Below are 25390 nucleotides of genomic sequence, written 5' to 3'. Positions count from 1 at the left end.
AGGAGCCCTATGTCTTAGTAATAGGGCTGCTCGTAGGTGGAACCCGTCAACTGGGTAAACTTCACGTTTGAGTTCGTCTTGTCTTGGTAGAGAGTCACAGTTGCAGTCATCATGACTGCGATAACAGCCGTCCAAACCAGATTGATAACCGTGATCGTATCCGGCATGGCGGTCTTCTTCTTGGCGAACATCTCCAAATTCCTTTTTCGTTTCCAGAACGCGCTAAGGCGCGAACGGGTTCCGCACCAGTATGAGAGAAAATTAACCTAAGTCCTCTGAAGCGTCCCTGAAGGTGCCGTTCATCTGGCGTTCAGGATTCTCCATCGGGCCACCCCTCTCGCGCAATCTGTAATGCCACTTCAAAGGCTATGGATAAGAAGACAGCAGTTACAATCAGCACGATCAGCATGATCTTTTCCCTTTTCCCGATGATCGCGTTACTCGCTCACCCTCATCGGATAGGATGAGTAAAACACGTACCGCCTGAAACGGTTTTGAACGGGCCATTCATCCAGCATTCAGTCGCGCAGCCTTGCGAAATGCCCCGCTCCATGACACAAGGCAGGCACCATTTCGGAGGTTTGCTTGAGGACTGCGTTCTATCCAGGATCGTTCGATCCCATGACCAATGGCCACATGGATATTCTGCTTCAGGCACTGAATGTGGCTGATCGGGTCGTGGTGGGAATCGGCGTTCATCCAGGCAAGACTCCGCTGTTCAGCTTCGAGGAGCGGGCGCAGATCATTCGTGAGGCGCTAAACGCGGCTGCCTCCATTGGGGATCGAGCACTTGATGTCGTTTCTTTTTCAGGTCTTGTGGTGGAAGCCGCACGCGAACAAGGTGCTACACTTCTTATTCGCGGTCTACGCGATGCTACGGATTTCGATTACGAGATGCAGATGGCAGGCATGAACGGTGAAATGGCACCGGATGTGCAGACAGTCTTTCTCCCCGCAAAGCCGGCGTCACGACCCATAACGGCCACATTGGTTCGCCAGATCGCGAAAATGAACGGCGATGTGAGCAAATTCGTGCCACAGGTCGTGGCACAGGCACTCAGCAGTAAGCTTTCCCGCTGAGTGGTCATAAATTCAAACGGAGTTCATTCGATGAAGCTTCTTTCCCTCGCGTTCGCTGGTCTTGTGGCAGCAGCATCCTTTGCGTCGCAAGCACTTGCAGCGGCAGATGATTTCCTGACAATCCAGTTGAAGAGCGGCCCGGTTGTTGTGCAACTGATGCCAGAAATTGCGCCAAAGCATGTTGCGCAGGTCAAGAAATTGGCTGCAGAAGGCAAGTATGACAATGTTGCCTTTCACCGGGTGATTGATGGCTTCATGGCGCAAACGGGCGATGTGAAGTTTGGCAACCTGAACCAGGGCTACGATCCTCGGCGTGCAGGCATGGGCGGCTCTGATCTGCCAAACCTTCCGGCTGAGTTCTCCAAACTTCCGTTTGAGCGGGGAATTGTAGGCATGGCTCGTTCGCAGGACCCGAATTCCGCCAATTCACAGTTTTTCATCATGTTCGACAAGGTGCCTTCGCTGAACAACCAATATACCGTGATCGGCAAGGTTGTTTCCGGCATGGAAAATGTGGACAAGATCAAGCGTGGCCAGGGCGGCAACGGTGAGGTTTCTGATCCCGATCGTATGATCAAGGTTACGGTTGGCAAATAAGAGCGGGAAACCGCAAATAAGGAGAATTACAATGGCTGAGATCAAAGATCCGGAAAACACCATCATCATGGAAACCACCAAGGGTAAGGTTGTTATCTCCCTTATGCCGGATGTCGCACCGGGCCATGTTGAGCGCATCAAGGAATTGACGCGCGAAGGTCAGTATGATGGCGTCGTGTTCCACCGCGTTATCGCAGATTTCATGGCGCAGACCGGCGACGTAAAGTTCGGCAAGAAGGGTGGCGAAAGCTTTAACCCTGGCCGTGCCGGCATGGGCGGCTCTGACAAGCCGGATCTTAAGGCTGAGTTTTCGGCTGTTCCGCACGTCCGCGGCACGTGCTCAATGGCGCGTTCGCAGAGCCCGAATTCTGCCAATTCCCAGTTCTTCGTCTGCTTTACGGATGCTCCTTGGCTGAACAAGCAGTATTCTGTTTGGGGCCAGGTCATTGAAGGCATGGATATCATCGACCAGATCAAGAAGGGCGAGCCCGTCTCCGATCCAGACTCCATCGTTTCCATGAAAGTGGCAGCCGATATCGCGGCTTGATCGATTTTCTAAACGTGACGAGAAGCGCTCCGGCTGGCTGGGGCGCTTTTCTTTTTGCTCAAGCGCCGCTATCAGCGGTCTTATAAGCTTTGCACTGCCCTCCACACCGACCATGATGAAAAGCGAATGCGTGTAGATCTTTTCGATTTTGACCTGCCAGATGAGAATATTGCACTGCGCCCTGCCAATCCCCGGGATAGCGCACGGCTGCTGCTGGTTCAGCCGCAAGGCGAGCCGATGTTGTCCGATCATGTGGTTCGCGATCTGCCGAAGTTCCTGAAGGCGGGCGATGCGCTGGTGTTCAATGACACCAAGGTCATTCCAGCCCAGTTGGAAGGCGTGCGCCGCCGGGAAGGTGCGCCGGATATATCGATTTCCGCCACACTGCATATGCGCGTGGCACCTGATGCCTGGAAAGCCTTCGCAAAGCCGGGCAAGCGGCTAAAGGTGGGCGACCGGATCGCTTTCGGCCATGCTGCCGAAACATGTGCGATTGGTAGCCTAGACGCCACGGTGGAGGAAAAAGGCGAGGCGGGTGACGTGACCTTTCGCTTCGATCTTTCTGGTCCGGCCCTGGATGAGGCCATTATGGCAGTCGGACATATCCCGCTGCCGCCATACATCGCCGCCAAGCGGCCTGAAGATGCGCAGGATAGCAAGGACTACCAGACAATCTACGCCCGCGAAGAGGGCGCTGTAGCTGCCCCTACAGCTGGACTTCATTTCACGCCAGAGCTTTTTGAAGCGCTGGATGCTGCCGGTATCGAGCGCCATTTCGTGACGTTGCATGTGGGGGCAGGAACCTTTCTCCCGGTTAAGGCAGATGATACGCAAGACCATAAGATGCATGCTGAAATTGGCTATGTCTCGGCGGAAACAGCGGCTGCATTGAACGCAGTGCGCGCCCGTGGCGGACGAATCGTTTCAGTTGGCACGACATCGTTGCGATTGTTGGAAAGCGCCGCCAACGACGACGGCAGCTTGAAAGCCTGGAGCGGGGCAACAGACATTTTCATTACCCCCGGCTATCGTTTCAAAGCGATTGATGCACTCATGACGAACTTCCATCTGCCGCGTTCAACGCTTTTCATGCTCGTGTCAGCCTTTGCAGGCTTCGAAACCATGCACGCAGCCTACACCCATGCGATTTCCACAGGCTATCGCTTCTACTCCTACGGCGATTCCAGCCTGCTTTTCCGGAATGATTCACCATGACCGAGAATTTCCAATTCACCCTGAAGGCAACGGATGGCAAGGCGCGCCTTGGCGAAATTAGCATGCCGCGCGGCACCATCCGCACGCCTGCTTTCATGCCCGTCGGCACAGTCGGTACCGTAAAGGCCATGTATCTGGATCAGGTGCGTGAGGGTGGAGCGGATATTATTCTGGGCAATACCTATCACCTGATGCTAAGGCCAGGTGCGGAGCGTGTGGCGAGGCTTGGCGGGTTACATGAGTTGATCCGCTGGCCTGAGCCGATCCTGACGGATTCTGGCGGCTTTCAAGTTATGTCGCTTTCTGGTCTTCGTAAGCTGGATGAGCAGGGTGTGACCTTCAAAAGTCATATTGATGGTTCGCTGCACCACATGTCGCCGGAACGCTCCATCGAGATACAGGGTCTGCTTGATTCAGACATTCAGATGCAGCTTGATGAATGCGTGGCGCTGCCTGCTGAGCCGAAGGAAATCGAGCGCGCAATGGAGCTTTCTCTGCGATGGGCAGAGCGTTGCAGGGTGGCGTTTGGCAATCAGCCGGGCAAAGCAATGTTCGGCATTGTTCAAGGGGGCGATCAACCGGCACTGCGCATTCGTTCCGCCGAAGGATTGAAGGCGCTGGATCTTAAAGGCTACGCCGTGGGTGGTCTTGCCGTGGGTGAGCCGCAACATGTCATGCTTGATATGTTGAATATCACGTTGCCTGTTTTGCCTACGCAAAAGCCGCGATACCTCATGGGCGTCGGCACTCCGGATGATATCATCAAGTCGGTTGCGCGTGGCATCGATATGTTTGATTGCGTTATGCCAACCCGGTCCGGTCGCCATGGTCTGGCATTCACGCGCAAGGGCAAAGTCAATATTCGCAACGCCAAGCACGCAGAGGATATGCGTCCCCTCGACGAACAATCCAGCTGCCCGGCCACACGTGACTATTCACGCGCCTACCTTCACCATCTCGTTCGCTCCAATGAAGCATTGGGTGGCATGCTTCTCTCCTGGAACAACCTCTCGTACTACCAAGAGCTCATGCAGGGCATTCGCAAGTCCATCGCGGAAGGCCGGTTCGAAGATTTCATGGCAGAAACACAGGAAGCCTGGGCGCGCGGCGACGATTGATTTTACTATCAAATCCCGGTGCTGGCAGTTTTTGCCAGCATCCGCACACCGTTGATCTTGTAACTGCCATCGTTTTGAAGACGCAGATCGTAAATCGCAGTAGCATCCTTCCCATCGCGTGCTGACAGGATGACCTCCTGGAACACTGTCTCTCCACCGCCGACTAATTTCGAGCGACCGAAAGCATAATTGCGTGCAGCGAATAGCGGCTGATATTGCGCCTGGATCATTCCTAGAAACACCACCTCATCCTGAAACTTGGCTCGTATATCTGGCGAGGCAAATGAATAGGCTGCCTTCGCATCGTTCGCTCTCAGAGCATCTATTTGTTGCGAGATGATTTTCTGCGCCTCGGCCAGAGGGTCTTCTGCTTTCAAGGCACACAAAGGCGCGAGGAAGAAGAATAAGAATGCCATTGCTAAACGAGATTGCATGGGCGTTCTCCTTGGCAAGACGAAGCACCCGGTGGATGCGTTTGCATGTGCCTTCCGTCATGAGAGTGACACAAACTGTTTCCTCTTGGCAACTACGCTGCCAATTCAGAATTCGATCATGCGCTGTCGTGCGACTTCACCTTGTTTCCGCCGCAGCTGAGTGAGATTCATAAATCTGATTCTCCTCCCGGTAATGTCTTATGAAAATTCTCGCACCACCAGCGTTGCTGTTCTTTTGCAATGCGCTGATCTTCGTCTCGCTGTTTACGCGCCTGCCTTCAATTCAGGAGGGGCTGGATGTGGACAAGGCGTGGCTTGGGTTAGCCCTGTTGGGTGCGCCGCTTGGTACTTTCATGGCGCTGCCTGTCGCCGGTCGGATAGTGAATTTTCTCACACCGCGTGTGGCCGCGCCATTGATGTTGACGATTGCCGCAGCCATTACCCCGCTTCTTACTATTTTGCCGATCTGGGGCTTCTTCGCCTGCTTCGTGCTGTTTGGTTTCTTCCGTACGATTCTCGACGTTGCGGCCAACATGATTTCGACTGGCATTGAGCAGAGAACCGGGAAAAAGGTTCTTTCCCGCAGCCACGGTTTCTGGTCCATCGGCCTGTTGGTGGGCTCGCTGGCATCGGGCTTTGTGGCCGGTCGTGGCATATCGCCGTTCGTTCACCAGTCCGTAGCGGCCGCTATCGTCGCCGTTTGCTGCATCATTGTCTGGCGCATTGCGCCGCGTGAGACGCGTCTTGCGAAAGCCAGTGGGAAGCGACCAGTCTTCATTCTGCCGGATCGGATCATCGTCTTGATCTGCCTCATGGTGTTTGGAATCGGCATCAGCGAAGGCGCTGTTTATGATTGGGGTATCTTTTATCTTCGCGAGGTTCTTTCCGCAGATGCCTCGACGGCGGGCATTCTCTATGCGCTGTTCACGGTCGGTATGGGGGGAATGCGGCTTGTGGGTGATAAGCTGCGTGAAAAGTTCGGCACCAAGAGCTTGGTGCGAGCCTCTGCCGCCGGTGTCGCGTTAGGCGTCGTACTTCTGCTTGCTGCGAACAATCTTTATGTAGCTGGTATTGCGCTCTTCCTCATGGGATGCGGCGTTGCCTTGGGCTTTCCTCTGGCGGTCGCAACAACAATTGAACGAGGCAGGGGGCAGCCAGCCGATAACCTGGCGGCGCTTGCTCTCACGCTGCTGCTCTCGAATATCGGCGTGCCGCCAATGCTGGGTTTTGTCGCAGAACATGCAAGCCTCAGCATAAGCTTCGCTCTCCTCTTGCCCTTCCTGGTCTTGAGCTTCATCATGGCACCAGTGGCACAGGGCCGCATTCCGCGCTTCTTGGGGAGATCGGTGCCCGCGGCTGCAAACGATGGGGAAAAGGTGGCAACGGCCCCGGTTTCGCCACATGAAGCCGCGAGGGGTTGAGGCTTCCGGCGAAGCACTTTACGAGAGGGTGACCTTGGACAATTTGACACCAGGTGGAACCGTGATCGATCCCTACAAAACGCTTGGCGTAGACAGAGATGCAGATGGAGCCTCTATCAAGGCTGCTTATCGATCTCGCGCAAAAGCGGCGCATCCCGATGCGGGGGGAGATGTAGATGCCTTCTCGAAGCTAACCGCGTCTTATGAGCTGTTGGTTGATCCTGTACGCCGGAAGGTCTACGACGACACCGGCTTTGATCCGCAACTGACGGATTCCAAGGATCTGGAGGGTCTGCTGATCCTCGATTCGCTGGTCAATGATTTTATTCTGGATGAAAGAACACCAGGCACATTCGATCCGGTTGCAGCCATGCGTCGACGCTTGACAGACAAGATTGTCAATACCCGCATTCACATTCTGGAGCTTGAACGGCACCGGGGACGCATCCGTCACCACATAGATCGCATTGGCAAGCGACCGGAAAGCGATGTTCTAGGCAGAATGCTGAATGCCCGTTGCGACACTATCGCTGATGCAATTGGCAAGGCTGAGAACGAGATCAAGACCATTGAGCAAGCCTATGCCATGCTGGAAGGCTATTCTTATGAGCTGGAAGCGGAAATGCCGAAGGCTGCAGAATGATATCTGCTTCGTAAAGTGATCCCGGGCTGGACAGGTAAGAAGCTCGCCTGCCAATTCGTTGGCCATGAGAAGAAAGCGGAAAAATACCCATGTTCTCCGTCCCTGTCGTGTCCGCTTGACACAGCCCGGGTTCGGAATTTCCAACGACCAGTGAGCGACTATGTTCCGTTCTCTATCGGAAAAGAGGTAGCTGGCTGGCATCATCTTCTGTGGTCTCGCTGAGACTGGAAAGCGTAACACCGAGCAGACGTACACCGCGGCGGAACGGATAGACCGTTTCCAAAAGAGCTTCTGCAATCTCCAGAACCTCCGTTTCGCTCACGAATGCCAGCGACTGAGTTCGGCTCCGGGTCATCTGTTGAAAATCGCTGTACTTTACCTTCACCGTCACCGTCTTGGCGCAGAGATTACGAGCACCGCAATAGCCCCAGATTTTTGAAACCAAAGGCGCAAGCTCTTGCTTTGCCGGATCCAGCGCGTGAATGTCCTGAAAGAAGGTATCCTCGGAACCGACCGACTTTCGCACACGATCCGGCTTGACCTGACGATGATCAATGCCGCGTGCGATACCATAGAAGTAAGGGCCGGATTTGCCGAAGTGGTGCGCCAGGAAATTCAGGGATTTTGACTTGAGATCGCCTCCCGTTTGAATGCCAAGGCGATGCATCTTTTCTGCCGTGGCAGGCCCGACGCCATGAAATTTCTTGACTGGCAGTTGCTCAACGAAGGCTGGCCCCATGCGCGGGGTAATTACGGCCTGTCCGTTGGGCTTGTTCAGGTCACTCGCCATTTTCGCCAGGAATTTATTGTAGGAAATTCCGGCAGAAGCGTTCAAGCCTGTGGCTTCCTTTATCTTCTGGCGGATCTGGAGGGCAATCTCAGTCGCAATGGGCATGTCTTTGAGATTCTCGGTGACATCCAGATAGGCTTCGTCGAGAGATAGAGGCTCTATGAGTGGCGTGTACTCAGCGAATATCTCACGAATTTGCTGGGACACAGCCTTGTAGACTTCGAAACGTGGCTTGACGAAAATAAGCTCTGGGCACTTTCGTGCTGCCGTGACAGAGGGCATGGCAGAGTGGATACCGAACTTTCGGGCCTCATAGCTGGCAGCCGCCACCACGCCGCGCGCCGCTGCTCCTCCCACCGCAACAGGTTTTCCTCTTAGATCAGGATTATCTCGCTGCTCCACAGAGGCGTAGAAGGCATCCATATCCACATGGATGATCTTGCGGATAGCCTCAACCGAAGATTCTGGTCGCGCTCCGGCCCCTAACAATTTGTCCACTTTCATGCTGGCTGAAGGAATCACTTATTCAGCCCTCACTTTCTTATAAAGAACAAAAAAAGAACATATCAGGCTCGAAAGCAGGTGTGAAGGTGCATCAGGTGCCTACTCCCCATTCTACAACCTTGAGAAAGCAAAATATTAAATTTTATTCGCGAAGTGGCCGGTACGGAACCGGACAGGCGTTTCAGCATTGAGGCGAGCTTGCGCTAGGAGGCCCTGTCTTTGGCTGATTCCCTTTCTACTGATGTACGCCGCTCACTCATTGCCCTTGCTACATTGAATTTTTTTCTTGCCGATGCGCGGGACGGACTTGGTCCTTTTCTTGATGGATTTCTCGCAACGCATGGCTGGCAGCCGTTCACTCTGGGCGTTGTGGCCACAGTTGGCGGCATATTGGGAATGATCGCGACGCCGCTTTTTGGCGCTCTCGTTGATGCTTCTGATCGCAAGCGAACGCTCATCATCCTTCCTGTTCTTCTCGTAACCGCTATGGCGCTTTGGACATTGGCCACACCGAACAATTTTTCAGTGTTTGGTGGGCAGTCGGCAACCGCCGTTGTAGGTGCTGTCATCGGGCCTGCACTTATGGGCCTGACGCTGGGTCTGGTAGGTGAAAGGCGATTTACGGATCAGGTTTCACGCAACGAATTCTGGAACCATGCAGGCAATGTGTTCTCTCTCGCTGCAATCTATCTTGGCAGCATGTATTTTGGGTTGAATGGTGTGGTGGGCCTGATGGTGCTGACTGCTGCTGCCGCCATCATTGCCACGCTCGCAATCAATCCTCGCCATATTGATAACCGCGTGGCACGTGGTATGAATAGTCATGGCACTGACGAAGGTCCTTCTGGTTTCTCTGTTTTGACGCATAGCAAGGGTCTCATTCTTTTGGCCCTGGTGCTAATGATCTTCCATTTCGGCAATGCGCCGATTAGCCGCCTCATTGCGCAGAACTTCTCGATCCAGCTGGGCAGCCCATTCCGCACGACAGCCATTACGACGGGCGTTTCTCAGGTTGCCATGATCGTCGTGGCTCTTGCGGCGCCGCGTCTCATTTCACGGTTTGGACTCGCATCGATTTTCATCGTCGGTCTGATGGCGCTGCCCATTCGCGGCGCTATCGCGGGGAGTTTTTCAAACTTTGCAGCCATCTATCCAGTGCAGATCCTGGATGGCATCGGTGCTGGGTTGATCGGTATCGCCACGCCGCTTGCGGCAGAACGTATCCTATCTGGTACAGGCCGCTTTAACGTGGGCCTCGGTGCAATCATGACGGTGCAGGGGATTGGGGCTTCATCCAGCAATCTTGTTGCTGGCTGGCTGACTGATAAGGGCGGCTACTCTCTTGCATATTGGGTACATGGTGGTGTTGCCGCGTTCGCACTGATCCTTTTCGTCTTTGGACGCAAGGCCATTGCTCCCCCGTTGAAGAGAGAGCAACCGGTAACGGGCTGACGTGAAAGCCGCCAGCGAATTTTAGCGATGGCTGACTCGCTTGTTCTTCACGCTGCCCTAGATAGGGCTAAAGTTGCAGGCGGGAACCGAAATCGGGGTTCCCTTTGAGGGCGAGGGTGCTGGATGAAAAAGCAGATCAATTTGATGGGCGCCGCTCTGCTGGCGCTGGGTTTCTCCTTATCGGCTGCTCAGGCGCAGGTGGTCGTTTCCTCCAAGATCGATACTGAGGGAGGTGTGCTTGGAAACATTATCCTGAGCATGCTGAAGGCCAATAACATCGAGGCCACGGACAGAATCCAGTTGGGCGCAACGCCGGTGGTGCGCAAGGCTCTGCTGGCTGGCGAGATTGATATCTATCCTGAATATACGGGCAACGGCGCATTCTTCTTCAACAAAGCTGAAGATCCAGTCTGGAAAGACGCGGCAAAAGCTTTTGAGACAGTGAAGAAACTGGATTACGATGCCAATAAGGTTGTTTGGCTCTCGGCATCTCCGGCCAACAACACCTGGGGCATTGCAGTTCGCAAGGATGTTGCCGATGAAGGCAAGTTCAAGACGCTGACCGAATTCGGAAAATACGTAACCGGCGGCGGCAAAGTGGTTCTTGCAGCTTCATCCGAATTCGTAAATTCGGCGGCAGCACTTCCGGCATTCCAGACGACCTACAATTTCAAGCTTCAGCCGAACCAGCTCATCACCCTTTCGGGCGGTGATACAGCTGCTACGATTGCTGCAGCAGCTAACCAGACCAATGGTGCCAACGCGGCTATGGTTTACGGCACAGATGGTGGCATTGCGCCTTCGGGTCTTGTCGTGTTGGAAGACGATAAGGGCGTGCAGCCTGTCTACCAACCAGCGCCGATTATTCGCGAGGAAGTACTGAAGAAGAACCCGAAGATTGAGGAAATCCTGAAACCGGTTTTTGCAAAGCTCGATCTTGTGACTTTGCAGGAATTGAATGGCCGCGTTCAGCTGGGCGGAGAACCCGCAAAGGCTGTGGCGGAAGATTTTCTCAAGAAGAATAGTTTCCTGAAGTGAGGGACATTGATGGCTGATAACCCGTCATTCCTCTGCCAAGGCTGTTCGTGAGGTCTGTTTTTTTGGTACGTGGGCGCTTGGATAGACTGGGCATCGTAATCGCCATCCTCAATCTTCTGGGGGTGGCGTTTTTGCCCTTTGCGGTGCTGAAGCCCAACCGCATTGTGCAGGGCCAAGCACAATCCCTTTGGGACGCTGTGCCACTGCCTATCCTGCTGCTGACAATGGCTGCTGTCGTGACTGCCAGCCTCATTGCCTCCGTAAAGCTGCGTCTACCCATCAAGCTTGCAGCAGCAATCATAGCCATCTGTATGCTCATATTTGCTGCGGGCTATTCCGCGCAATACCTCGTAGCGCCGGGCAATAGTTTCGCCAGAGTTTCCATTGCCTCAGGCTTCTGGTTGCTGCTGTTTGCCAATGTTCTTACGGTCTTGGATGCTTTGGCAAAAATCCAATTGGCACCAATACCGAGACTGGCGTTATTGATTGCTGTGGTGGCCGCGCTAGGCTTGTTCTTCCTTGGTGGAGGATGGGGGCAGCTTTCGCTTCTCAAGGAATACACTTCAAGAGCCGATGTATTCTGGCGGGAGGCGGGCAGGCATGTTCTGTTGGCGATCGGTTCGCTTGGGACGGCTCTGCTCGTTGGCCTGCCGCTTGGTCTTTTATGCCATCAAGTTCCTGCGCTCCGCAGATTCTGTCTGGCTCTTCTAAATATGGTGCAGACCATTCCTTCCATGGCGCTTTTTGGCCTGTTGATTGCACCGATGGGTTGGATTGCTGTTCATGTGCCGGGTGCATCTGAAATCGGTGTGCGGGGTATTGGCGCCGCGCCGGCTTTCGTAGCGTTGGTGCTTTATTCATTGCTTCCCGTTGTTGCGAACACCGTTTCGGGTCTGGCCAGTGTCTCTGCCGATACTGTCGATGCTGCGCGAGGAATTGGCATGAATGATCGACAGCTTTTGTGGCGCGTAGAAGTGCCTCTCGCCATGCCCGCCATTTTGACCGCCATTCGCATAGTGCTGGTCCAAAATATCGGCATGGCCACGATTGCGGCCCTCATTGGCGGCGGTGGGCTGGGCGTGTTTGTCTTTCAAGGGATTGGTCAAACAGCGATGGATTTGGTTCTGCTTGGAGCTCTGCCAACAGTAGCACTGGCGCTTTGCGCGGCAGTCGCGATGGATGCTCTGGTTGATCTCGCCAAGGGACCACAATTAAAGGCGAGGCGATGATCGAAATCGAGAACTTATCCAAAAACTATGACGATCAATCTGTTGTCGCCGATGTCTCCATGCATGTGCCAGCCAGCTCGATCACGACGGTGGTTGGCACATCGGGTTCTGGCAAAACAACTCTGCTGAGGATGATCAATCGCTTGGTGGAGCCCAGCTCTGGCACAATTCGCGTGAATGGCGAAGATAATCGCTCCATGCCCCCGCACGAACTTCGCCGCCGCATCGGCTATGCGATTCAGGGTCATGGGCTTTTTCCCCATCGAACTGTCTATGAGAACATTGCCACCGTTCCGAACCTCCTTGGTTGGCAGCGTGAGCGGATTCGCCAAAAGGTGAATAGCTTGCTGGAGCTTTTTCAAATGGACCCGGCGGATTTTGCTGATCGTTATCCGCATGAACTTTCGGGCGGCCAACAGCAGCGGGTGGGCGTGGCGCGTGCGCTGGCAGCGGAGCCAAGCCTGCTCCTGATGGATGAACCTTTTGGCGCACTCGATCCGATCATTCGCGCGAAAGCGCAGGAAGATCTGCTTAATATTCAGAAAAAGCTGCAAACAACCATTTTGCTCGTTACGCATGACATGGAAGAAGCCTTTCATTTAGGTGACAGGATCGCGGTCATGGATAAAGGCCGGCTGGTCCAATACGGGCCGCCGGAAGCCATTATCCGACATCCGGCCAGCGAATTCGTATCGTCCATGGTTGGAAGTGTGGAGCGTCCGTTCAGGCTATTATCCTTGGGTACAGTTGCCTCATTGCGTGAACCGGGAGAGGCGCAAGGCGAGGCATTTTCTGAGAGTTTGAGCCAAAGGGAAGCACTGGCGCGCCTTCTATGGGAAGGACGCGATGCTGCTCCCGTGGTCAGTATGGATGGTCAAAGGGTAGGGCGCATTTCGCTCCTGAGCCTCATGCATGCCGCTTCGGAGGCAGGATGAGGCACATTGCCCCTTCGCTCGTCGCTCTCCTCTTCTTATTGATCCTCACTGCGTTTCTGGCTCGGCCCTCAGATTTCGCTCCACTTTTTCAGTGGTTCGTGGATGAGAATGCGCCACCAATATACCAGCAGGACAGCCTCGCGTGGCTGACAATTCAGCATCTCGCGCTGGTTGCGACGGCAACTGCCACGTCTACCGCCATCGCAGTATTCCTTGCGGTCCTCGTCACACGTCCCTTTGGTGCGGATTTTCTGCCTCTCTCGCGTAGTGTGGTGGCAATCGGTCAGACCTTTCCTCCCGTGGCAGTTCTTGCCCTTTGTGTGCCTGTCCTTGGCTTTGGAAACGGGCCGACGCTGATCGCGCTTATTCTCTACGGACTGTTGCCGATTTTTGAAAACGCGCTGACCGCGCTGAGCAACCTGCCAACGCCAATTCTCGATGCGGCGAGGGGAAGCGGTATGACGCAACTTCAAAGGCTATGGCGAGTGGAACTGCCACTTGCTCTACCGTTCATCCTGGCAGGTGTTCGCATTTCCGCCGTCATCAGCGTCGCAACGGCGACCATAGGCTCCACCGTTGCAGCAAAAACTTTGGGAGAAGTGATCGTCGCCGGGCTGCAGAGCTACAATTATGCCTTCATCCTTCAAGGTGGGTTGCTCGTAGCGGCGCTGGCATTGCTGGTAAACCATGCGCTGTCAGGGTTGGAGAGTTGGCTTAAGCGGTAGGAAGCAAACCGTCTCCTGGCCGGGAAATATTTCAGAAATAAAACTGTACCGAAACAGCATCTTGGGATGCATTGGATAATTAATTCTCAAAATCGGCATGTAGGTGGTTGCAATATTTTGAAACGCCTGTACATTTCGATCATCGACAAATTGCTTGTGACGTCACTACAGAGCTTTCGAGGCTCTCTCTGGATTTCCTTTCAAATCTTCGATCTTTGCCCGCAAGGTATCGTGGGCCCAACAACGGTTTGAAAAAAGGAAATCGTTATGAACATCGGCACAGTTAAGTTTTTCAACGCCACCAAGGGTTTTGGTTTCATTCAGCCGGAAAATGGCAGCGCGGACGTATTCGTGCACATTTCTGCTGTTGAGCGCGCTGGAATGCGTTCGCTCGTTGAAGGCCAGAAGGTAAGCTTCGACATCGTTCAGGATCGTCGCTCGGGTAAAAGCGCAGCAGACAACCTGCAAGCAGCTTAATGCTATAGCGTCACGCTGACCACGGAAGTACTGGCAGCGAGATCATTAGCTTGGAGAGGTCGGGTATTGCCCGGCCTTTTTTATTGTTCGAAATTACGGGGAATAATTATGGCCACACAGAAATTCGAGTCTGGCGATCAAGTCGTCTTGCGTGTCCGCGCCCCCGGTCATCCCGAAGGCGTCGGCAAAATCGTCGCTCTCCAACCGCAAGGGCAGGGCGGAGTTTCAAGACGGTACCGCGTACGTTTCCCAACTGAAAATTTTGACCGCAGCGTTGGTGAGGAGGATCTCGAGCACGCCCAGGCAAAACCACAGGGCACAGTCACCGTGGCGAAGGACGCCAGCGCAGGTTCCAGCTGGATCAACTCCAGCAAAATCAGGATTGGCAAGTAAGGCACGGTACCCTTTTCGCCTGCTCCAGGCGGAAGAACATCGTGTGGTGCAGACAAGCAAAGAGAGGGTGGTCGATCCGCCTAAGCTCATCAAATCTGGCGGAAGAGGTGGGATTCGAACCCACGGTACGCTTTCACGCACGCCGGTTTTCAAGACCGGTTCCTTAAACCACTCGGACACTCTTCCCTGGTGAATGCGATGGTTCGAAAAGCGAAGCATCAGCGCCAGATGTGCAGCGGTTATAGCCTTGGAAACGGCTACGTCAACTGTTCCCGCGCTCTGCATTGAAAACTCTTTTATTCGCATTGCACAAATTCTAGTGGCGTTGCAGCATTCCTGCCCTAGATCGGCCATTGTCGGTTTGTTTGTTCGCCCGGTCGCGAGAATCACGTTCTTTCAGACCTCGCAGGCATCCGAAGTCTCAACCGGGGCGAAAGAGAAGAGTCGACATTCTTTCACCCCTCCAGTTTCTCAGTGGTATGTCCTTTAGGCCATGTGCGCTCTTCAGGATGATCCATCTAAAACCGGAGCGTCGTGTATGGCTGCGCAACGCAAGACGATTACCAGCGTTATCTGGAGCATCTCTTCCAAGGTGGCGATTTTCACGCTGAAATTTGTTAGCGTGCCCATCCTGGCGCGCTATCTCTCGCCTTCAGAATTGGGCATGGTCGCCAGCGGCATGATCGTAATCACCTTCCTGTTGCTGTTCGCAGGAGCAGGGCTGACCGCTGGCCTCATTCGCGATGCGCGGGAAGATGCGGTCAGCGACGATACGATTTTCTGGACGAATCTCGCGGTTGCGACCACGCTTGGGATCTTGGTCTTCATCTTTTCCCACCCGCTCGCTTCGCTTCTTGGTGCGCCCGAAGCGGCCTGGCTGCTGGAAATCTTTGCGCCTCTCTTCGTTCTTTATCTTGGGCCGGATGTTGCAAGTTCTCAATTATCGAGACGCATGGCTTTTGATCGGGACGCATTTGTTTCAGTCTTCGCGGAAGCAATGGGCGCCATCGCTGCGATTGCGGTGGTACTTGGGGGGTATGGCATATGGGCACTTATCGCCCAGCTTTATGTGAGCGCCGGGCTTCGCTTCGTGGGCCTGTTTATTGCAGCCGGTTACCGACCCGGCTTCCATTTCGCCATGCCGGAACTCAGGCGTCACATGTCCTACGGTGTGCGGCTCGTGGGGGCGGATTTCGTTAGCTTCCTGTCGTTTCAGTCACCAATCGTGATTATCACCCGCATGCTGGGTCTGCCGGAAGCAGGTACCTTTAATCTTACAAACCGCCTGTCCGATCTGCCCAACCAGATTGTGCTAACAGGTTTGATGAGTGTTCTTTTCCCGTCCTTCAGCCGGATGAACGATGATGGAGCCAAGCAGGCCGCCATCTTGTCGCGCACCACCCAGGCCACAACACTGCTTCTAGCGCCGTTGCTATTCGGTATCTGGGCAGTTTCTGAGCCCGCGATGACGGTGGTGTTTGGCGAGAAATGGGCTTTCGCAGCGCCAGTGCTCGGGCTGTTAGCGGTGTCGAAGGGCATCATGTCCCCCTGCGGCAGCTTCATCCCCTACTTGAAGGCAACCGGCCATGCGACCGTTCTGTGGCGGTTTGGACTAGGGCGTGCCGTGTCTACCATCCTTGCTATGATTGCTGGCGCCTGGTGGGATGGGCTTTACGGTCTTTGTGTTTTCCTCTGTGTCGCAAACATCGGGGTCTTGTTGTCTTACCTGTGGATCGTGCTGAAAGTGGCTGGATTGCCGTTGGCGACTGGTATGCGAGATACGCTGTTGCCGCTAATGCTGGCGGGGATTATGGCGATTGTTGTCCGGCTTCTGCTTGTTGGTGGCTGGCTTCAATTCAACGGTGCGCTGATGCAGTTGGCGGCAGGTGTTGCTGCAGGGGGTGCGCTCTATGCCGTGCTGGTTTTGCTGACCCAGCGTCGCTTGGTATTGGATCTGATAAGACGGTAAAGCTGAAGTAGAGCTGTGTTTACTTAAAGTTAACATTAATTGTATATTAACCATAATTGAATCTAATTTTAGTTATCCACGCTTTCCGATCGCATTTTGGCCACGTTACGGGCAAAACTGCACGAGCAATGGCGCACGAGAAGTACGAGGCTTCCCGTCGCCTGTGCCGCTTACTGGCGGTGCTCGGTTCAATTGCGGCGTGGGACTAGAGTATTGAGTTCGGAAAAGAGCAAGCTTCTGCTGGGTGCGAAGTGGTTTGGGGTTGCCGTGGTGTGCGCTGGAATGGCGTCGTGCGCGTCAACGTCCAACACAACTACGGCAAAGAAAAGCAAACCGCGCAGCAAGGAATACTTTGCCGAGAGCGAGTACGGTGTGAAGGCAAGCCCGCGTGTTGTTGCCGATGGGCAGCCGGTGCCTAAGGGCGGCGGGCGCTACATGGTTGGCAACCCTTACGAAGTTAAGGGCAAGGTCTACGTTCCCAAGGAAGATCCGAATTACAACAAAAGCGGATTGGCATCCTGGTACGGCTCTGCCTTCCATGGTCGCTATACTGCCAATGGTGAAGTTTACGACAGCGAACATCTCTCTGCCGCGCATCCGACGTTTCCACTGCCCAGCTATGCCCGTGTCACGAACACGGACACGGGTTCCTCAGTTATCGTTCGCGTGAATGATCGCGGGCCATTCCATCCTGGCCGTATCATCGATGTCTCTGACAAGACCGCCGAACTGCTTGACTTCAAGCGCGTCGGCACGGCGCACGTCAACGTACAGTATGTTGGTAAGGCTGATTTGAGCGGCCACGACATGCCCTATTTGATGGCTTCCTACGTGCGCAAGGGCAATCGCCTGCCCGGAATCTATCCGGACGGTCAGATTGCAACGGGTGTGATGGTTGCTTCCAATCAATCATTGGGTGACCAGCTGCAAAGCTATGGTCGTTCAGGTAGTGTTGCTTCTGCGAACTACGGCAAAGTTTCCGGCAAGGGCCAAAAATCCGAGACGCGCATTCCGGCGCCGCAGCCGGTTGTTCAGGCAGCATTGGCGCCAGCGCCGACCAATCGTGCACCCATTCTGCCCGCTGCTCGTTCCGCTCCCCAGCCCGTCGTGGCGGCGGTTCAGACAAAGCCGCAACGCGTTCCTGTTGCTGCGCCGGTTGTCGAACAGCCTGTACGTATGGCTTCTGCACCACTGCCTAAAGCCTCGGGCAAGCCGTCTGCTATTCGTCCAGTTGCTGCACCTGCGCCCGTCACCACCTCCGAAACCGCTTATGCAGCCCCCACCAAGCGCCGCACGGAGCCACAGGTCGTGTTCGGCAACGTCATCCTTCGCGATGACGGCATGATGCAACAGGTGGACGATGCTCCACAGGGCAAGCCTTCGCGTCGCTGATTTGTCTGATGGCGGCTCGCAGCTGTTCGACAGCTAAGGGAGCCGCCAAACTTGAGAATGCCGTTCGGCGGTTGCGCCGAATATTAGCCACTGATACCCAATGACCGATGCGGTGGATGAGCATTCCAATGTACCTTCCCAGATTTTCCAGAATATTGTTTGCAGGCGTCTGTGCGCTTGGCTCACTTATTTTTTCTTGTGCCGCATCCGCACAGGAGCCGGGTGCTCCGGAACTCAAGGCAAAGCAGGCCTATCTGGTTGAAGCTAAAACCGGCACGGTCCTCCTTGCACAGAACGAGAATCAGGCATTTCCACCTGCATCGCTTGCCAAGCTCATGACGATGGATCTGGTATTTGAAGCCGTGGGCCGCGGTGAGATCAAGCTCGATCAATCATTCTTCGTTTCCGAAAATGCCTGGAGAACCGGCGGAGCTCCATCTGGTACTGCCACCATGTTTGCGGCGTTGAAATCCCAGGTTCCGGTGAGCGACCTAATCCGTGGCGTCGTCATCCAAAATGCGAATGACGCCTGCATCATCCTCGCCGAAGGGATGGCTGGCAACGAGGCAGGCTTTGCCGCTCGCATGACGGCGAGGGCCAAGGATCTGGGGCTGACACGCAGTGTGTTCGGCAACTCAACGGGCCTTCCGGAGCAAGAAAGCCGTTCCACCGCGCGCGACCTTGTGGAGCTGGCTAGACACATCCACGGCACTTATCCGCAGTTCTACAGCCTCTATACACAGCCGGATTTCACCTGGAACAAGATTTTTCAGCGTAACAAAAATCCGCTTCTTAGCCTCGGTATAGGCGTCGATGGGCTAGGCGCTGGATATGCAGAAGGCTCCGGCTTTGCGGTGGTGGCCTCCGTGGAGAGAAACGGAACGCGGCTATTTATGGCTCTTGGTGGCCTTGCTAGCGATAAGGAACGCACAGAGGAGTCGCGCCGCCTACTGGAATGGGGGCTGTCCGCGTTTGAGACGCGGGTGCTCTTCAAGCAGGATGAAGTCATCGGTGAGGCTGCTGTGTATGGTGGTGAAAAGTCCCATGTCCAGCTTTTGCCTGCGGAGCCCGTCGATATCTATGTGCGCTCCAAAAACGGCGAAAGGCTGAGCGGCAAGATCGTCTATCACTGGCCACTTCGAGCCCCCGTCCAGAAGGGGCAGGTCGTTGGCAACCTCCAAATCTTTGAAGGAGACCGGGCGCTGAAGCAGGTGCCATTGCACGCAGCCGAAGACATCGGTGTTGGTGGGTTGGTTTCAAATGCGACGGATGCTGCGCTGGAACTGCTGTTTTTCTGGCTTTGATTTTCTCCCATCTGCAGTTTCACATTTCCGATTTTGTCGTTTAAAACGGCGGCAATTGCAGCAGCAGATTGGACAGCCTCACATTGAGCAACGGGACCGGGCTATTCGTTACATTCGAAGGCGGAGAAGGGGCGGGTAAATCCACCCAGATCCGCAGGCTTGCCGCAAGCTTGGAAGAGCAGGGGCGCAATGTGCTGCTAACGCGAGAGCCTGGCGGGTCTGCTGGCGCGGAGGCTGTTCGCCACGTCATTCTTTCCGGGGCTGCGGAACGCTTTGGCGTGCGCACTGAGGCTATGCTATTTGCTGCGGCGCGTACGGATCACGTCGAGGAAATCATTCGTCCTGCATTGGCAGATGGCAAAATTGTGCTTTGTGACCGCTTCATGGACTCCTCTCGGGTCTACCAAGGGATCACCGGCAATCTGGATCAGGCATTCGTCAATTCGCTTGAAGCAGTCGCCATCAACGGGTTGCGCCCGCACCTAACACTTATTCTAGACTTGCCAGCGGAGGAGGGGCTGAATCGTGCCCGTACCCGCGCTGAAGAGGCTGGTGGATCGGAACCTCCAGATCGCTTCGAGAAGGAAGAAATCGAAGTGCATGAGAAGCGTCGGCAAGCCTTTTTGGATATCGCTGAACGAGATGCCGATCGTTGCATCGTAATCGATGCGTCCCGTGATGCAGATGCCGTTGCATACGACGTTTTAAGAGCCGTTGAGAAGCGTCTGAGCGAAAGAGTGGATCAGGGCGCTGCCTCATGAGTGAGGTCGTGCATGGGGTACTTGATGGTGCCATTCCACCGCAAAACAACACGCGCCTCTTTGGCCATGAGCAGGCAGAGCATTTTCTTGCGCGCTTCTATAATTCGGGCCGAAGCCACCACGCGATTTTGATTGAAGGCCCCGAGGGCATTGGCAAAGCAACGCTTGCTTTCCGCTTCGTCAATCACGTTCTGAGCTATCCAAACCCGGAAACTGCGCCCTTGGCCTTGGGCGATCCAGACCCTGCCAGCAGCGTTAGCCGCCAGATTGCATCTGGTGCCTCGCATAATCTCCTCCATCTTGCGCGGCCTGTGGATGAAAAAAGCGGCAAGGTGAAAACGGCAATTACAGTTGATGAGGTGCGTCGGGCAGGGCACTTCTTCTCGCAGACTTCGGGCACAGGCAATTGGCGTGTCGTGATCATCGATCCGGCTGATGACTTGAACAGAAATGCCGCGAACGCGATTCTTAAAATTCTGGAAGAGCCGCCCAAGCGTTCGCTTTTCCTTGTTCTAAGTCACGCTCCGGGCCGATTGCTGCCTACCATTCGCTCCCGTTGCCTGCCGCTGAAGCTTTCGCCGCTGAAGCCGGATGATCTGTCGGCCGCGTTGGCTAATCTCGATATTACGCTGGATGGTGGACGAACGGCGCAGGAGGTTCTGCATCTGGCAAACGGCAGTGTGTCCCAAGCCCTAAAGCTTTTGAACTATGGCGGTACAGAGATCATCAACGCGTTCAGCGATGTCTTGGCCGCTGAGGGACCGGGTGCGCGGCGTGCGATGCACAGGCTTGCCGATGTTCTGGCTGGCAAGGATAACGAGGTTATCTTCAACTTTTTCCTCGGGCACCTGACCGAATATCTGGAGGGCAGGGCGCGGACCTTGGCTTTAAGTGGAGACCTGGGCCAGGCAGATAGAATGTCTCGGCTGGCTTCTGATGTTACGGAACGCATTACCGTTTCCCAGGCTTACAACCTTGATCGCAAACAGACCATTCTCTCGATTCTGGAAGATGTTGCGCGCTGAATTTTCTGAAACTCTGTTTCGCATTGATAAAACATGGTTTAAGACGCGACCAGAGAAATTCACGAACTGAATGCTGGCTTTTATGTCTTCAAAAACGCCCTACTACATCACGACTGCCATTTCCTATCCAAACGGTAAGCCACACATTGGCCATGCCTACGAGCTGATTGCGACCGATGCCATGGCGCGGTTTCAGCGTCTGGATGGAAAGGATGTTTTCTTTTTGACCGGAACAGATGAACATGGTCAGAAGATGCAGCAGACTGCGCGGAACGAAGGCATCTCGCCGGAAGAACTTGCCGAGCGAAATTCAAACGAATTCCGCCAGATGGGCAAGCTTTTGAACTCGTCCAACGATGATTTCATTCGCACGACTGAAAAGCGCCATCACGAAACGGTGCAGGAGGTTTGGCGGCGTATGGAGAAGAACGGCGATATCTATAAGGATAGCTACGCCGGTTGGTATTCCGTCCGCGACGAGGCCTATTATCAGGAAGAAGAGACCGAACTTCGCGCCGATAGCGTACGTTACGGACCTCAGGGTACGCCTGTTGAGTGGGTGGAAGAAGAAAGCTACTTCTTCAAGCTCTCGGCCTATGAAGATAAGCTGCTGAAGCTCTACGAAGATCAGCCAGATTTTATAGGGCCCAACGAGCGACGTAATGAAGTTATTTCCTTCGTGAAATCCGGCCTGAAGGATCTATCCATCTCGCGCACCACTTTCGATTGGGGTATCAAGGTGCCGGGTGATGAGAAGCACGTGATGTATGTTTGGGTCGATGCCTTGACCAACTACATTACTGCAACTGGCTATGTGGAAGATCAGAACGGAGCCCGTGCAAAATATTGGCCAGCGGATGCGCACATCATTGGTAAAGACATCATCCGCTTCCACGCCGTTTATTGGCCAGCCTTCTTGATGTCAGCGGGCCTTCCGCTTCCAAAGCGCGTTTACGCGCACGGCTTCTTGCTGAACAAAGGCGAGAAGATGTCAAAATCGCTCGGCAATGTTGTCGATCCGGTCAATCTGGTCAACCATTTTGGCTTGGACCAGGTCCGCTTCTTCTTCCTGCGTGAAGTATCCTTCGGGCAGGATGGAAGCTATTCGGAGGAAGGGATCGGCACGCGTATCAATGCCGATCTTGCCAATGGTATTGGCAATCTTGCGTCCCGCTCTCTGTCGATGATTGGGAAGAACCTTGAAGGCAGGGTGCCAGAGCCTGGCCCGCTGACAGATGCGGACAAAGCTATTTTGGCAACGGCTGACGAGGCAATTGCAGTCTGCCGCGAGGAAATGTCCAAGCAGCAGATTCACAAGGCTGTCGGCGCTATCATGAATATCGTCAACGAGGCAGATCGTTATTTCGCGGCGCAGGAGCCTTGGGTTCTGCGCAAGACAGATGTTGCCCGTATGGCAACTGTCCTCTACGTCACGGCGGAAGTGGTGCGGCAGATCGCTATTCTGTTCCAGCCGATCATGCCGGATAGCGCTGCAAAGCTTCTCGATCTCGTTGCTGTCGCGCCTGAAGACCGCGTCTTTGCCAAGCTGGGTGAGGCGGGTCGTTTGAAGCCCGGCACGGAACTGCCCACTGTTTCGCCGGTTTTTCCGCGTTATGTAGCGCCTGAAACAGACAAGGCTTGAATTCTACTGATGCTGATCGATACGCACTGCCACCTGGATTTCGCCGACTTCGAAGAAGAACGCGATGAACTCGTTTCCCGCGCGCATGCAGCTGGTGTCGGCCAGATGGTGACGATCTCGACACGCGTTAGAAAGCTTCCCAGCCTTTTGGCGCTAACTGAGCGTTATCCGTCCGTGTTTTGCTCTGTTGGTACGCACCCCAACAATGCGGCCGAAGAGCTGGATGTAACGGCAGATGATCTGGTTCGCTTGGCGGAAACAAACGAAAAAGTTGTGGCGATAGGAGAGGCGGGTCTCGACTATTTTTACGACACCCAAAAGCCGGAAGATCAGCAAACGGGCTTTCGTCGCCACATAGAGGCAGCGCGGAGAACCCAGCTTCCGTTGGTGATTCACAGCCGAAGCGCTGATGATGATATGGCTGCAATTCTTCGCGAAGAAACACGAAAGGGAGCCTTCCCCTTTATCCTTCATTGCTTTTCGGCGGGTCAGGCGCTGGCCGACGCTGGCGTGGACCTTGGTGGATTTATTTCCTTCTCAGGAATCTTGACCTTCCCGAAATCGACCGAATTGCGGGATATCGCCCGCACTGTTCCGATGGATCGCCTGCTGGTGGAAACCGATGCACCATACCTCGCGCCCAAGCGCTGGCGCGGCAAGCGCAATGAGCCGTCCTACGTTGTCAACACCGCCGAGGTGCTGGCCGAGGTTAAAGGCGTTTCTTTTCAGGAGATGTCTGAAATCACAACTGACAATGCGTTTCGCTGTTTCTCCAAGATGAAGAAAGTGGCGTAACTTGTCGGGGCAGGGCTTCACACGCCGGTTCACGATCCTTGGATGCGCCTCCTCTCCCGGCGTGCCAAGATTGGATGGTGATTGGGGCGCCTGCGATCCCAGAGAGCCGAGAAACCGTCGCCGCCGTGCGGCATTTCTGATTGAGCAAATTGCGCCGGATGGTGGGGTAACGACGATCGTCGTTGATACGGGCCCTGATTTTCGCGAACAGATGATTTCCGCCAATGTGAAGCGCATTGATGCGGTGCTCTACACGCATGCCCATGCAGACCATCTCCATGGGATCGATGATCTGCGTGGATATTTTCATTCTCAGAGAACGCGCATTCCAATCTGGGCCGAGTCGCAGACCATGGAGCGGATTCGTGCCGGCTTTGGCTATAGCCTTGAAACACCCGCAGGCGGCAATTATCCGCCCATAGTCAAACCAAACCTGATTTCTGACTTATCGAAACCGATCGTCATTGAGGGTGCTGGTGGTGCCGTCGAAGTTTTTGCCCACACGCAACAGCATGGCGATATCCAATCACTAGGCTTTCGGGTGGGTGATGTAGCCTATTGCAGTGACGTGAGTGACTTCCCAAACGAAAGCATTACACGCCTTCATGGTCTCGACGTGCTGGTTATAGATGCACTTCAGTACAAGCCGCACCCAAGCCACTTATCCCTTGATCAGGCTTTGGCTTGGATCGACAGGCTCGCGCCGCGCCGTGCCATCCTCACACACATGCACACGCCGATGGATTACAAAACGGTGATGGGGCAAACGCCGGAGAACATCGAACCAGCATACGATGGCTTGAGCTTTAAGGTTGAAGTCTGAAGTAAGCTTCTGGTTTGCCACAAAGGGAGTGGCAAACAAGTTCGCCCAGGCAAGCAGGACCATATGAAAGTCAGATAAGACAGATTATGGAACAGGGCTGACTCTTGAACCTGCGTTTGATTGCATTTAAGCCTCGATCGTCACATACCTTGGAAGGTATAGAGCTGCTGGAGGCTGGCGTGAAAAAACTCGTTTGTTTTGTTGTCGCTGCTTTCTCCATTGTCGCAGGATGCCAAGCCAGTTTGGCGGCAGCTTCAGCTTTCGAAATGAAAATGTTTGGCCACGAAGTTGCGATCATCCGGCGCGACGACGGGCAAATATTGATGATCGATGGTCGAGAGGTTCTGAAGAACGAGATTCTGGATATTCGGGATGCTCTTCTCGTTGGCGGAGTGCCGGCACTTGTTGGCTCTTCGTCGCCTGGCGGAAACACATGTGATGCTGCGCCCTTCGTCGTGTCATTCCCCCAAGGGTTAAACCCACGGCTGGACGGTCCGATCGAAAGTTGCCGCCCGGTGAAGGCAGATGTGGGTGCTAACGAAATCCTTTTTGCGACTGTGCCTATCCCCAACACTGATGGTGAGACTTGGAAATGGACACCTTCAGACGGACTTATAAAATCGGAAAATCGTCCTTTCGTCCCGGATGCATCGAAAGGATGGGCAACGCTAAGAGAGAAAAGTGCATCGCATCCAAGTGAACTCATAGGTTTCGGCGAAATTGCTGCACAAATAGATGCTCTTCTCGGCGCTGACCGTAATGTTTTTTCCGACATCATTACAGGTGTTGGTTCGGGATCGTTTGATGGCGATTATTTCGTGGGTTCAGCTTGCACGCGTCATCTATGCCAGGAAGAGGAAGCGCTGTTGGTTGCGTCGATTAGCGACAAACGGGTGTTTTTAGCCTGGAAGCCACAGGGTGAAAAGATCGTTGTTCGTCCACTTCTAAAGCAGTGGCCGGAGAGAGCAAAAGCTGCTTTACGGGATTGGGCGGCCAAATGGAAATAGCCGGTTAAGTGGGGATGTCAGACATGTCCACTCGTTATGGTTTTAGAAATTCTATTAAAGGCAATTTTTGCTGA

At 54.4% G+C, this 25390-nt stretch carries 26 protein-coding genes and 1 tRNA gene; 23 read left to right on the top strand and 4 right to left on the bottom strand.

All coding sequences use genetic code 11. From position 1 onward, the window contains the following. Positions 1-14: 14 nt before the first annotated feature. Complete coding sequence (locus tag AC0JZ1_RS09090) at positions 15-191, bottom strand: hypothetical protein (protein ID WP_471882059.1); 177 nt, start codon at positions 189-191, stop codon at positions 15-17. Between the two features lie 394 nt (positions 192-585). On the opposite strand from AC0JZ1_RS09090, the gene coaD reads away from it, so the two are divergent. The 5 genes from coaD to tgt all read left to right on the top strand — a co-directional run bounded on the left by coaD (position 586) and on the right by tgt (position 4557). Next, on the top strand, positions 586-1080 hold the full coding sequence (coaD, locus tag AC0JZ1_RS09085; protein ID WP_471882058.1) for a pantetheine-phosphate adenylyltransferase: 495 nt from the start codon (positions 586-588) through the stop codon (positions 1078-1080). A gap of 30 nt (positions 1081-1110) precedes the next feature. Then, a complete protein-coding gene (locus tag AC0JZ1_RS09080; RefSeq protein ID WP_471882057.1) occupies positions 1111-1677 on the top strand; it encodes a peptidylprolyl isomerase in 567 nt (188 codons plus the stop codon). Positions 1678-1708: 31 nt separating this feature from the next. Continuing rightward, positions 1709-2224: a peptidylprolyl isomerase gene (locus AC0JZ1_RS09075; protein WP_471882056.1), complete on the top strand. Its 516-nt coding sequence runs from the start codon at positions 1709-1711 to the stop codon at positions 2222-2224. A 126-nt stretch (positions 2225-2350) separates the two neighbouring features. After that, positions 2351-3439 carry a tRNA preQ1(34) S-adenosylmethionine ribosyltransferase-isomerase QueA gene (queA, locus tag AC0JZ1_RS09070; RefSeq protein ID WP_471882055.1) on the top strand — a complete coding sequence of 363 codons (1089 nt, stop codon included), beginning with the start codon at positions 2351-2353 and terminating at the stop codon, positions 3437-3439. Further along, complete coding sequence (gene tgt, locus AC0JZ1_RS09065) at positions 3436-4557, top strand: tRNA guanosine(34) transglycosylase Tgt (protein ID WP_471882054.1); 1122 nt, start codon at positions 3436-3438, stop codon at positions 4555-4557. Before queA ends, tgt begins: the two co-directional genes overlap by 4 nt. Positions 4558-4565: 8 nt before the next feature. Here tgt and AC0JZ1_RS09060 read toward each other — a convergent pair whose 3' ends face one another. Further along, positions 4566-4991 (bottom strand): DUF4864 domain-containing protein, encoded by a 426-nt coding sequence (locus AC0JZ1_RS09060; protein WP_471882053.1) that lies wholly within the window; start codon positions 4989-4991, stop codon positions 4566-4568. A gap of 200 nt (positions 4992-5191) precedes the next feature. Between AC0JZ1_RS09060 and AC0JZ1_RS09055 the strand changes: the two genes are divergently transcribed. Together AC0JZ1_RS09055 and AC0JZ1_RS09050 are read left to right on the top strand one after the other, a co-directional pair. Then, positions 5192-6412, top strand: a complete 1221-nt coding sequence (locus tag AC0JZ1_RS09055) for an MFS transporter (RefSeq protein ID WP_471882052.1) — start codon at positions 5192-5194, stop codon at positions 6410-6412. Positions 6413-6473: 61 nt separating this feature from the next. Then, entirely contained in the window at positions 6474-7055 is a 582-nt protein-coding gene (locus AC0JZ1_RS09050) for a J domain-containing protein (protein ID WP_471883403.1), read from the top strand. Positions 7056-7227: 172 nt separating this feature from the next. Here AC0JZ1_RS09050 and dinB read toward each other — a convergent pair whose 3' ends face one another. Further along, on the bottom strand, positions 7228-8349 hold the full coding sequence (gene dinB / locus AC0JZ1_RS09045) for a DNA polymerase IV (RefSeq protein ID WP_471882051.1): 1122 nt from the start codon (positions 8347-8349) through the stop codon (positions 7228-7230). A 219-nt stretch (positions 8350-8568) separates the two neighbouring features. Here dinB and AC0JZ1_RS09040 point away from each other — a divergent pair, with 219 nt between their 5' ends. From AC0JZ1_RS09040 to AC0JZ1_RS09010, 7 genes are all read left to right on the top strand, one after another. Beyond that, positions 8569-9801, top strand: coding sequence for an MFS transporter (locus AC0JZ1_RS09040; RefSeq protein ID WP_471882050.1), 1233 nt, complete (start codon positions 8569-8571; stop codon positions 9799-9801). Between the two features lie 123 nt (positions 9802-9924). Then, entirely contained in the window at positions 9925-10839 is a 915-nt protein-coding gene (osmF, locus tag AC0JZ1_RS09035; RefSeq protein WP_471882049.1) for a glycine betaine ABC transporter substrate-binding protein OsmF, read from the top strand. Positions 10840-10916: 77 nt separating this feature from the next. Beyond that, the gene (locus tag AC0JZ1_RS09030) at positions 10917-12068 is read left to right on the top strand and encodes an ABC transporter permease (RefSeq protein WP_471882048.1); all 1152 of its coding nucleotides are present in this window, start codon (positions 10917-10919) and stop codon (positions 12066-12068) included. Then, positions 12065-13003, top strand: coding sequence for an ABC transporter ATP-binding protein (locus AC0JZ1_RS09025; RefSeq protein ID WP_471882047.1), 939 nt, complete (start codon positions 12065-12067; stop codon positions 13001-13003). The genes AC0JZ1_RS09030 and AC0JZ1_RS09025 overlap by 4 nt, the downstream gene beginning before the upstream one ends. After that, positions 13000-13728: an ABC transporter permease gene (locus AC0JZ1_RS09020; protein ID WP_471882046.1), complete on the top strand. Its 729-nt coding sequence runs from the start codon at positions 13000-13002 to the stop codon at positions 13726-13728. Before AC0JZ1_RS09025 ends, AC0JZ1_RS09020 begins: the two co-directional genes overlap by 4 nt. Before the next feature lie 267 nt (positions 13729-13995). Next, entirely contained in the window at positions 13996-14205 is a 210-nt protein-coding gene (locus tag AC0JZ1_RS09015; RefSeq protein ID WP_471882045.1) for a cold-shock protein, read from the top strand. Between the two features lie 108 nt (positions 14206-14313). Then, complete coding sequence (locus AC0JZ1_RS09010) at positions 14314-14598, top strand: hypothetical protein (RefSeq protein ID WP_471882044.1); 285 nt, start codon at positions 14314-14316, stop codon at positions 14596-14598. A 96-nt stretch (positions 14599-14694) separates the two neighbouring features. On the opposite strand, the gene AC0JZ1_RS09005 is transcribed toward AC0JZ1_RS09010, so the two are convergent. Continuing rightward, positions 14695-14784: transfer RNA gene (locus AC0JZ1_RS09005), tRNA-Ser, on the bottom strand. A 352-nt stretch (positions 14785-15136) separates the two neighbouring features. Here AC0JZ1_RS09005 and AC0JZ1_RS09000 point away from each other — a divergent pair. The 9 genes from AC0JZ1_RS09000 (at position 15137) to AC0JZ1_RS08960 (ending at position 25316) form a co-directional block, all read left to right on the top strand. Continuing rightward, positions 15137-16567, top strand: a complete 1431-nt coding sequence (locus AC0JZ1_RS09000; RefSeq protein WP_471882043.1) for a lipopolysaccharide biosynthesis protein — start codon at positions 15137-15139, stop codon at positions 16565-16567. A gap of 213 nt (positions 16568-16780) precedes the next feature. Next, complete coding sequence (locus AC0JZ1_RS08995) at positions 16781-17959, top strand: septal ring lytic transglycosylase RlpA family protein (RefSeq protein WP_471882042.1); 1179 nt, start codon at positions 16781-16783, stop codon at positions 17957-17959. A 128-nt stretch (positions 17960-18087) separates the two neighbouring features. Next, complete coding sequence (locus tag AC0JZ1_RS08990) at positions 18088-19263, top strand: D-alanyl-D-alanine carboxypeptidase family protein (protein WP_471882041.1); 1176 nt, start codon at positions 18088-18090, stop codon at positions 19261-19263. Positions 19264-19346: 83 nt separating this feature from the next. After that, a complete protein-coding gene (gene tmk / locus AC0JZ1_RS08985; protein ID WP_471882040.1) occupies positions 19347-20024 on the top strand; it encodes a dTMP kinase in 678 nt (225 codons plus the stop codon). Further along, the gene (locus AC0JZ1_RS08980) at positions 20021-21049 is read left to right on the top strand and encodes a DNA polymerase III subunit delta' (RefSeq protein WP_471882039.1); all 1029 of its coding nucleotides are present in this window, start codon (positions 20021-20023) and stop codon (positions 21047-21049) included. The genes tmk and AC0JZ1_RS08980 overlap by 4 nt, the downstream gene beginning before the upstream one ends. Positions 21050-21131: 82 nt before the next feature. Further along, positions 21132-22691, top strand: a complete 1560-nt coding sequence (gene metG / locus AC0JZ1_RS08975; protein ID WP_471882038.1) for a methionine--tRNA ligase — start codon at positions 21132-21134, stop codon at positions 22689-22691. Positions 22692-22700: 9 nt separating this feature from the next. Then, positions 22701-23486 carry a TatD family hydrolase gene (locus AC0JZ1_RS08970; protein ID WP_471882037.1) on the top strand — a complete coding sequence of 262 codons (786 nt, stop codon included), beginning with the start codon at positions 22701-22703 and terminating at the stop codon, positions 23484-23486. Between the two features lies 1 nt (position 23487). Continuing rightward, the gene (locus AC0JZ1_RS08965; RefSeq protein ID WP_471882036.1) at positions 23488-24309 is read left to right on the top strand and encodes an MBL fold metallo-hydrolase; all 822 of its coding nucleotides are present in this window, start codon (positions 23488-23490) and stop codon (positions 24307-24309) included. A 104-nt stretch (positions 24310-24413) separates the two neighbouring features. Then, on the top strand, positions 24414-25316 hold the full coding sequence (locus AC0JZ1_RS08960; RefSeq protein ID WP_471882035.1) for a hypothetical protein: 903 nt from the start codon (positions 24414-24416) through the stop codon (positions 25314-25316). The last annotated feature ends 74 nt before the right edge of the window (positions 25317-25390 follow it).

Source organism: Affinirhizobium capsici (assembly GCF_977018625.1).
This window is presented reverse-complemented; position numbering and strand designations above follow the sequence as displayed.

Coding starts and splice junctions, on each gene's coding strand:
- metG (WP_471882038.1), top strand. CDS start 21,132: ATGTCTTCAAAAACGCCCTACTACATCACGACTGCCATTTCCTATCCA.
- AC0JZ1_RS09055 (WP_471882052.1), top strand. CDS start 5,192: ATGAAAATTCTCGCACCACCAGCGTTGCTGTTCTTTTGCAATGCGCTG.
- AC0JZ1_RS09075 (WP_471882056.1), top strand. CDS start 1,709: ATGGCTGAGATCAAAGATCCGGAAAACACCATCATCATGGAAACCACC.
- AC0JZ1_RS09000 (WP_471882043.1), top strand. CDS start 15,137: ATGGCTGCGCAACGCAAGACGATTACCAGCGTTATCTGGAGCATCTCT.
- AC0JZ1_RS09060 (WP_471882053.1), bottom strand. CDS start 4,991: ATGCAATCTCGTTTAGCAATGGCATTCTTATTCTTCTTCCTCGCGCCT.
- AC0JZ1_RS08990 (WP_471882041.1), top strand. CDS start 18,088: ATGTACCTTCCCAGATTTTCCAGAATATTGTTTGCAGGCGTCTGTGCG.
- AC0JZ1_RS09010 (WP_471882044.1), top strand. CDS start 14,314: ATGGCCACACAGAAATTCGAGTCTGGCGATCAAGTCGTCTTGCGTGTC.
- dinB (WP_471882051.1), bottom strand. CDS start 8,349: ATGAAAGTGGACAAATTGTTAGGGGCCGGAGCGCGACCAGAATCTTCG.
- AC0JZ1_RS08970 (WP_471882037.1), top strand. CDS start 22,701: ATGCTGATCGATACGCACTGCCACCTGGATTTCGCCGACTTCGAAGAA.
- AC0JZ1_RS09025 (WP_471882047.1), top strand. CDS start 12,065: ATGATCGAAATCGAGAACTTATCCAAAAACTATGACGATCAATCTGTT.
- AC0JZ1_RS09015 (WP_471882045.1), top strand. CDS start 13,996: ATGAACATCGGCACAGTTAAGTTTTTCAACGCCACCAAGGGTTTTGGT.
- tgt (WP_471882054.1), top strand. CDS start 3,436: ATGACCGAGAATTTCCAATTCACCCTGAAGGCAACGGATGGCAAGGCG.
- AC0JZ1_RS09080 (WP_471882057.1), top strand. CDS start 1,111: ATGAAGCTTCTTTCCCTCGCGTTCGCTGGTCTTGTGGCAGCAGCATCC.
- AC0JZ1_RS09090 (WP_471882059.1), bottom strand. CDS start 191: ATGTTCGCCAAGAAGAAGACCGCCATGCCGGATACGATCACGGTTATC.
- queA (WP_471882055.1), top strand. CDS start 2,351: ATGCGTGTAGATCTTTTCGATTTTGACCTGCCAGATGAGAATATTGCA.
- osmF (WP_471882049.1), top strand. CDS start 9,925: ATGAAAAAGCAGATCAATTTGATGGGCGCCGCTCTGCTGGCGCTGGGT.
- AC0JZ1_RS09020 (WP_471882046.1), top strand. CDS start 13,000: ATGAGGCACATTGCCCCTTCGCTCGTCGCTCTCCTCTTCTTATTGATC.
- AC0JZ1_RS08980 (WP_471882039.1), top strand. CDS start 20,021: ATGAGTGAGGTCGTGCATGGGGTACTTGATGGTGCCATTCCACCGCAA.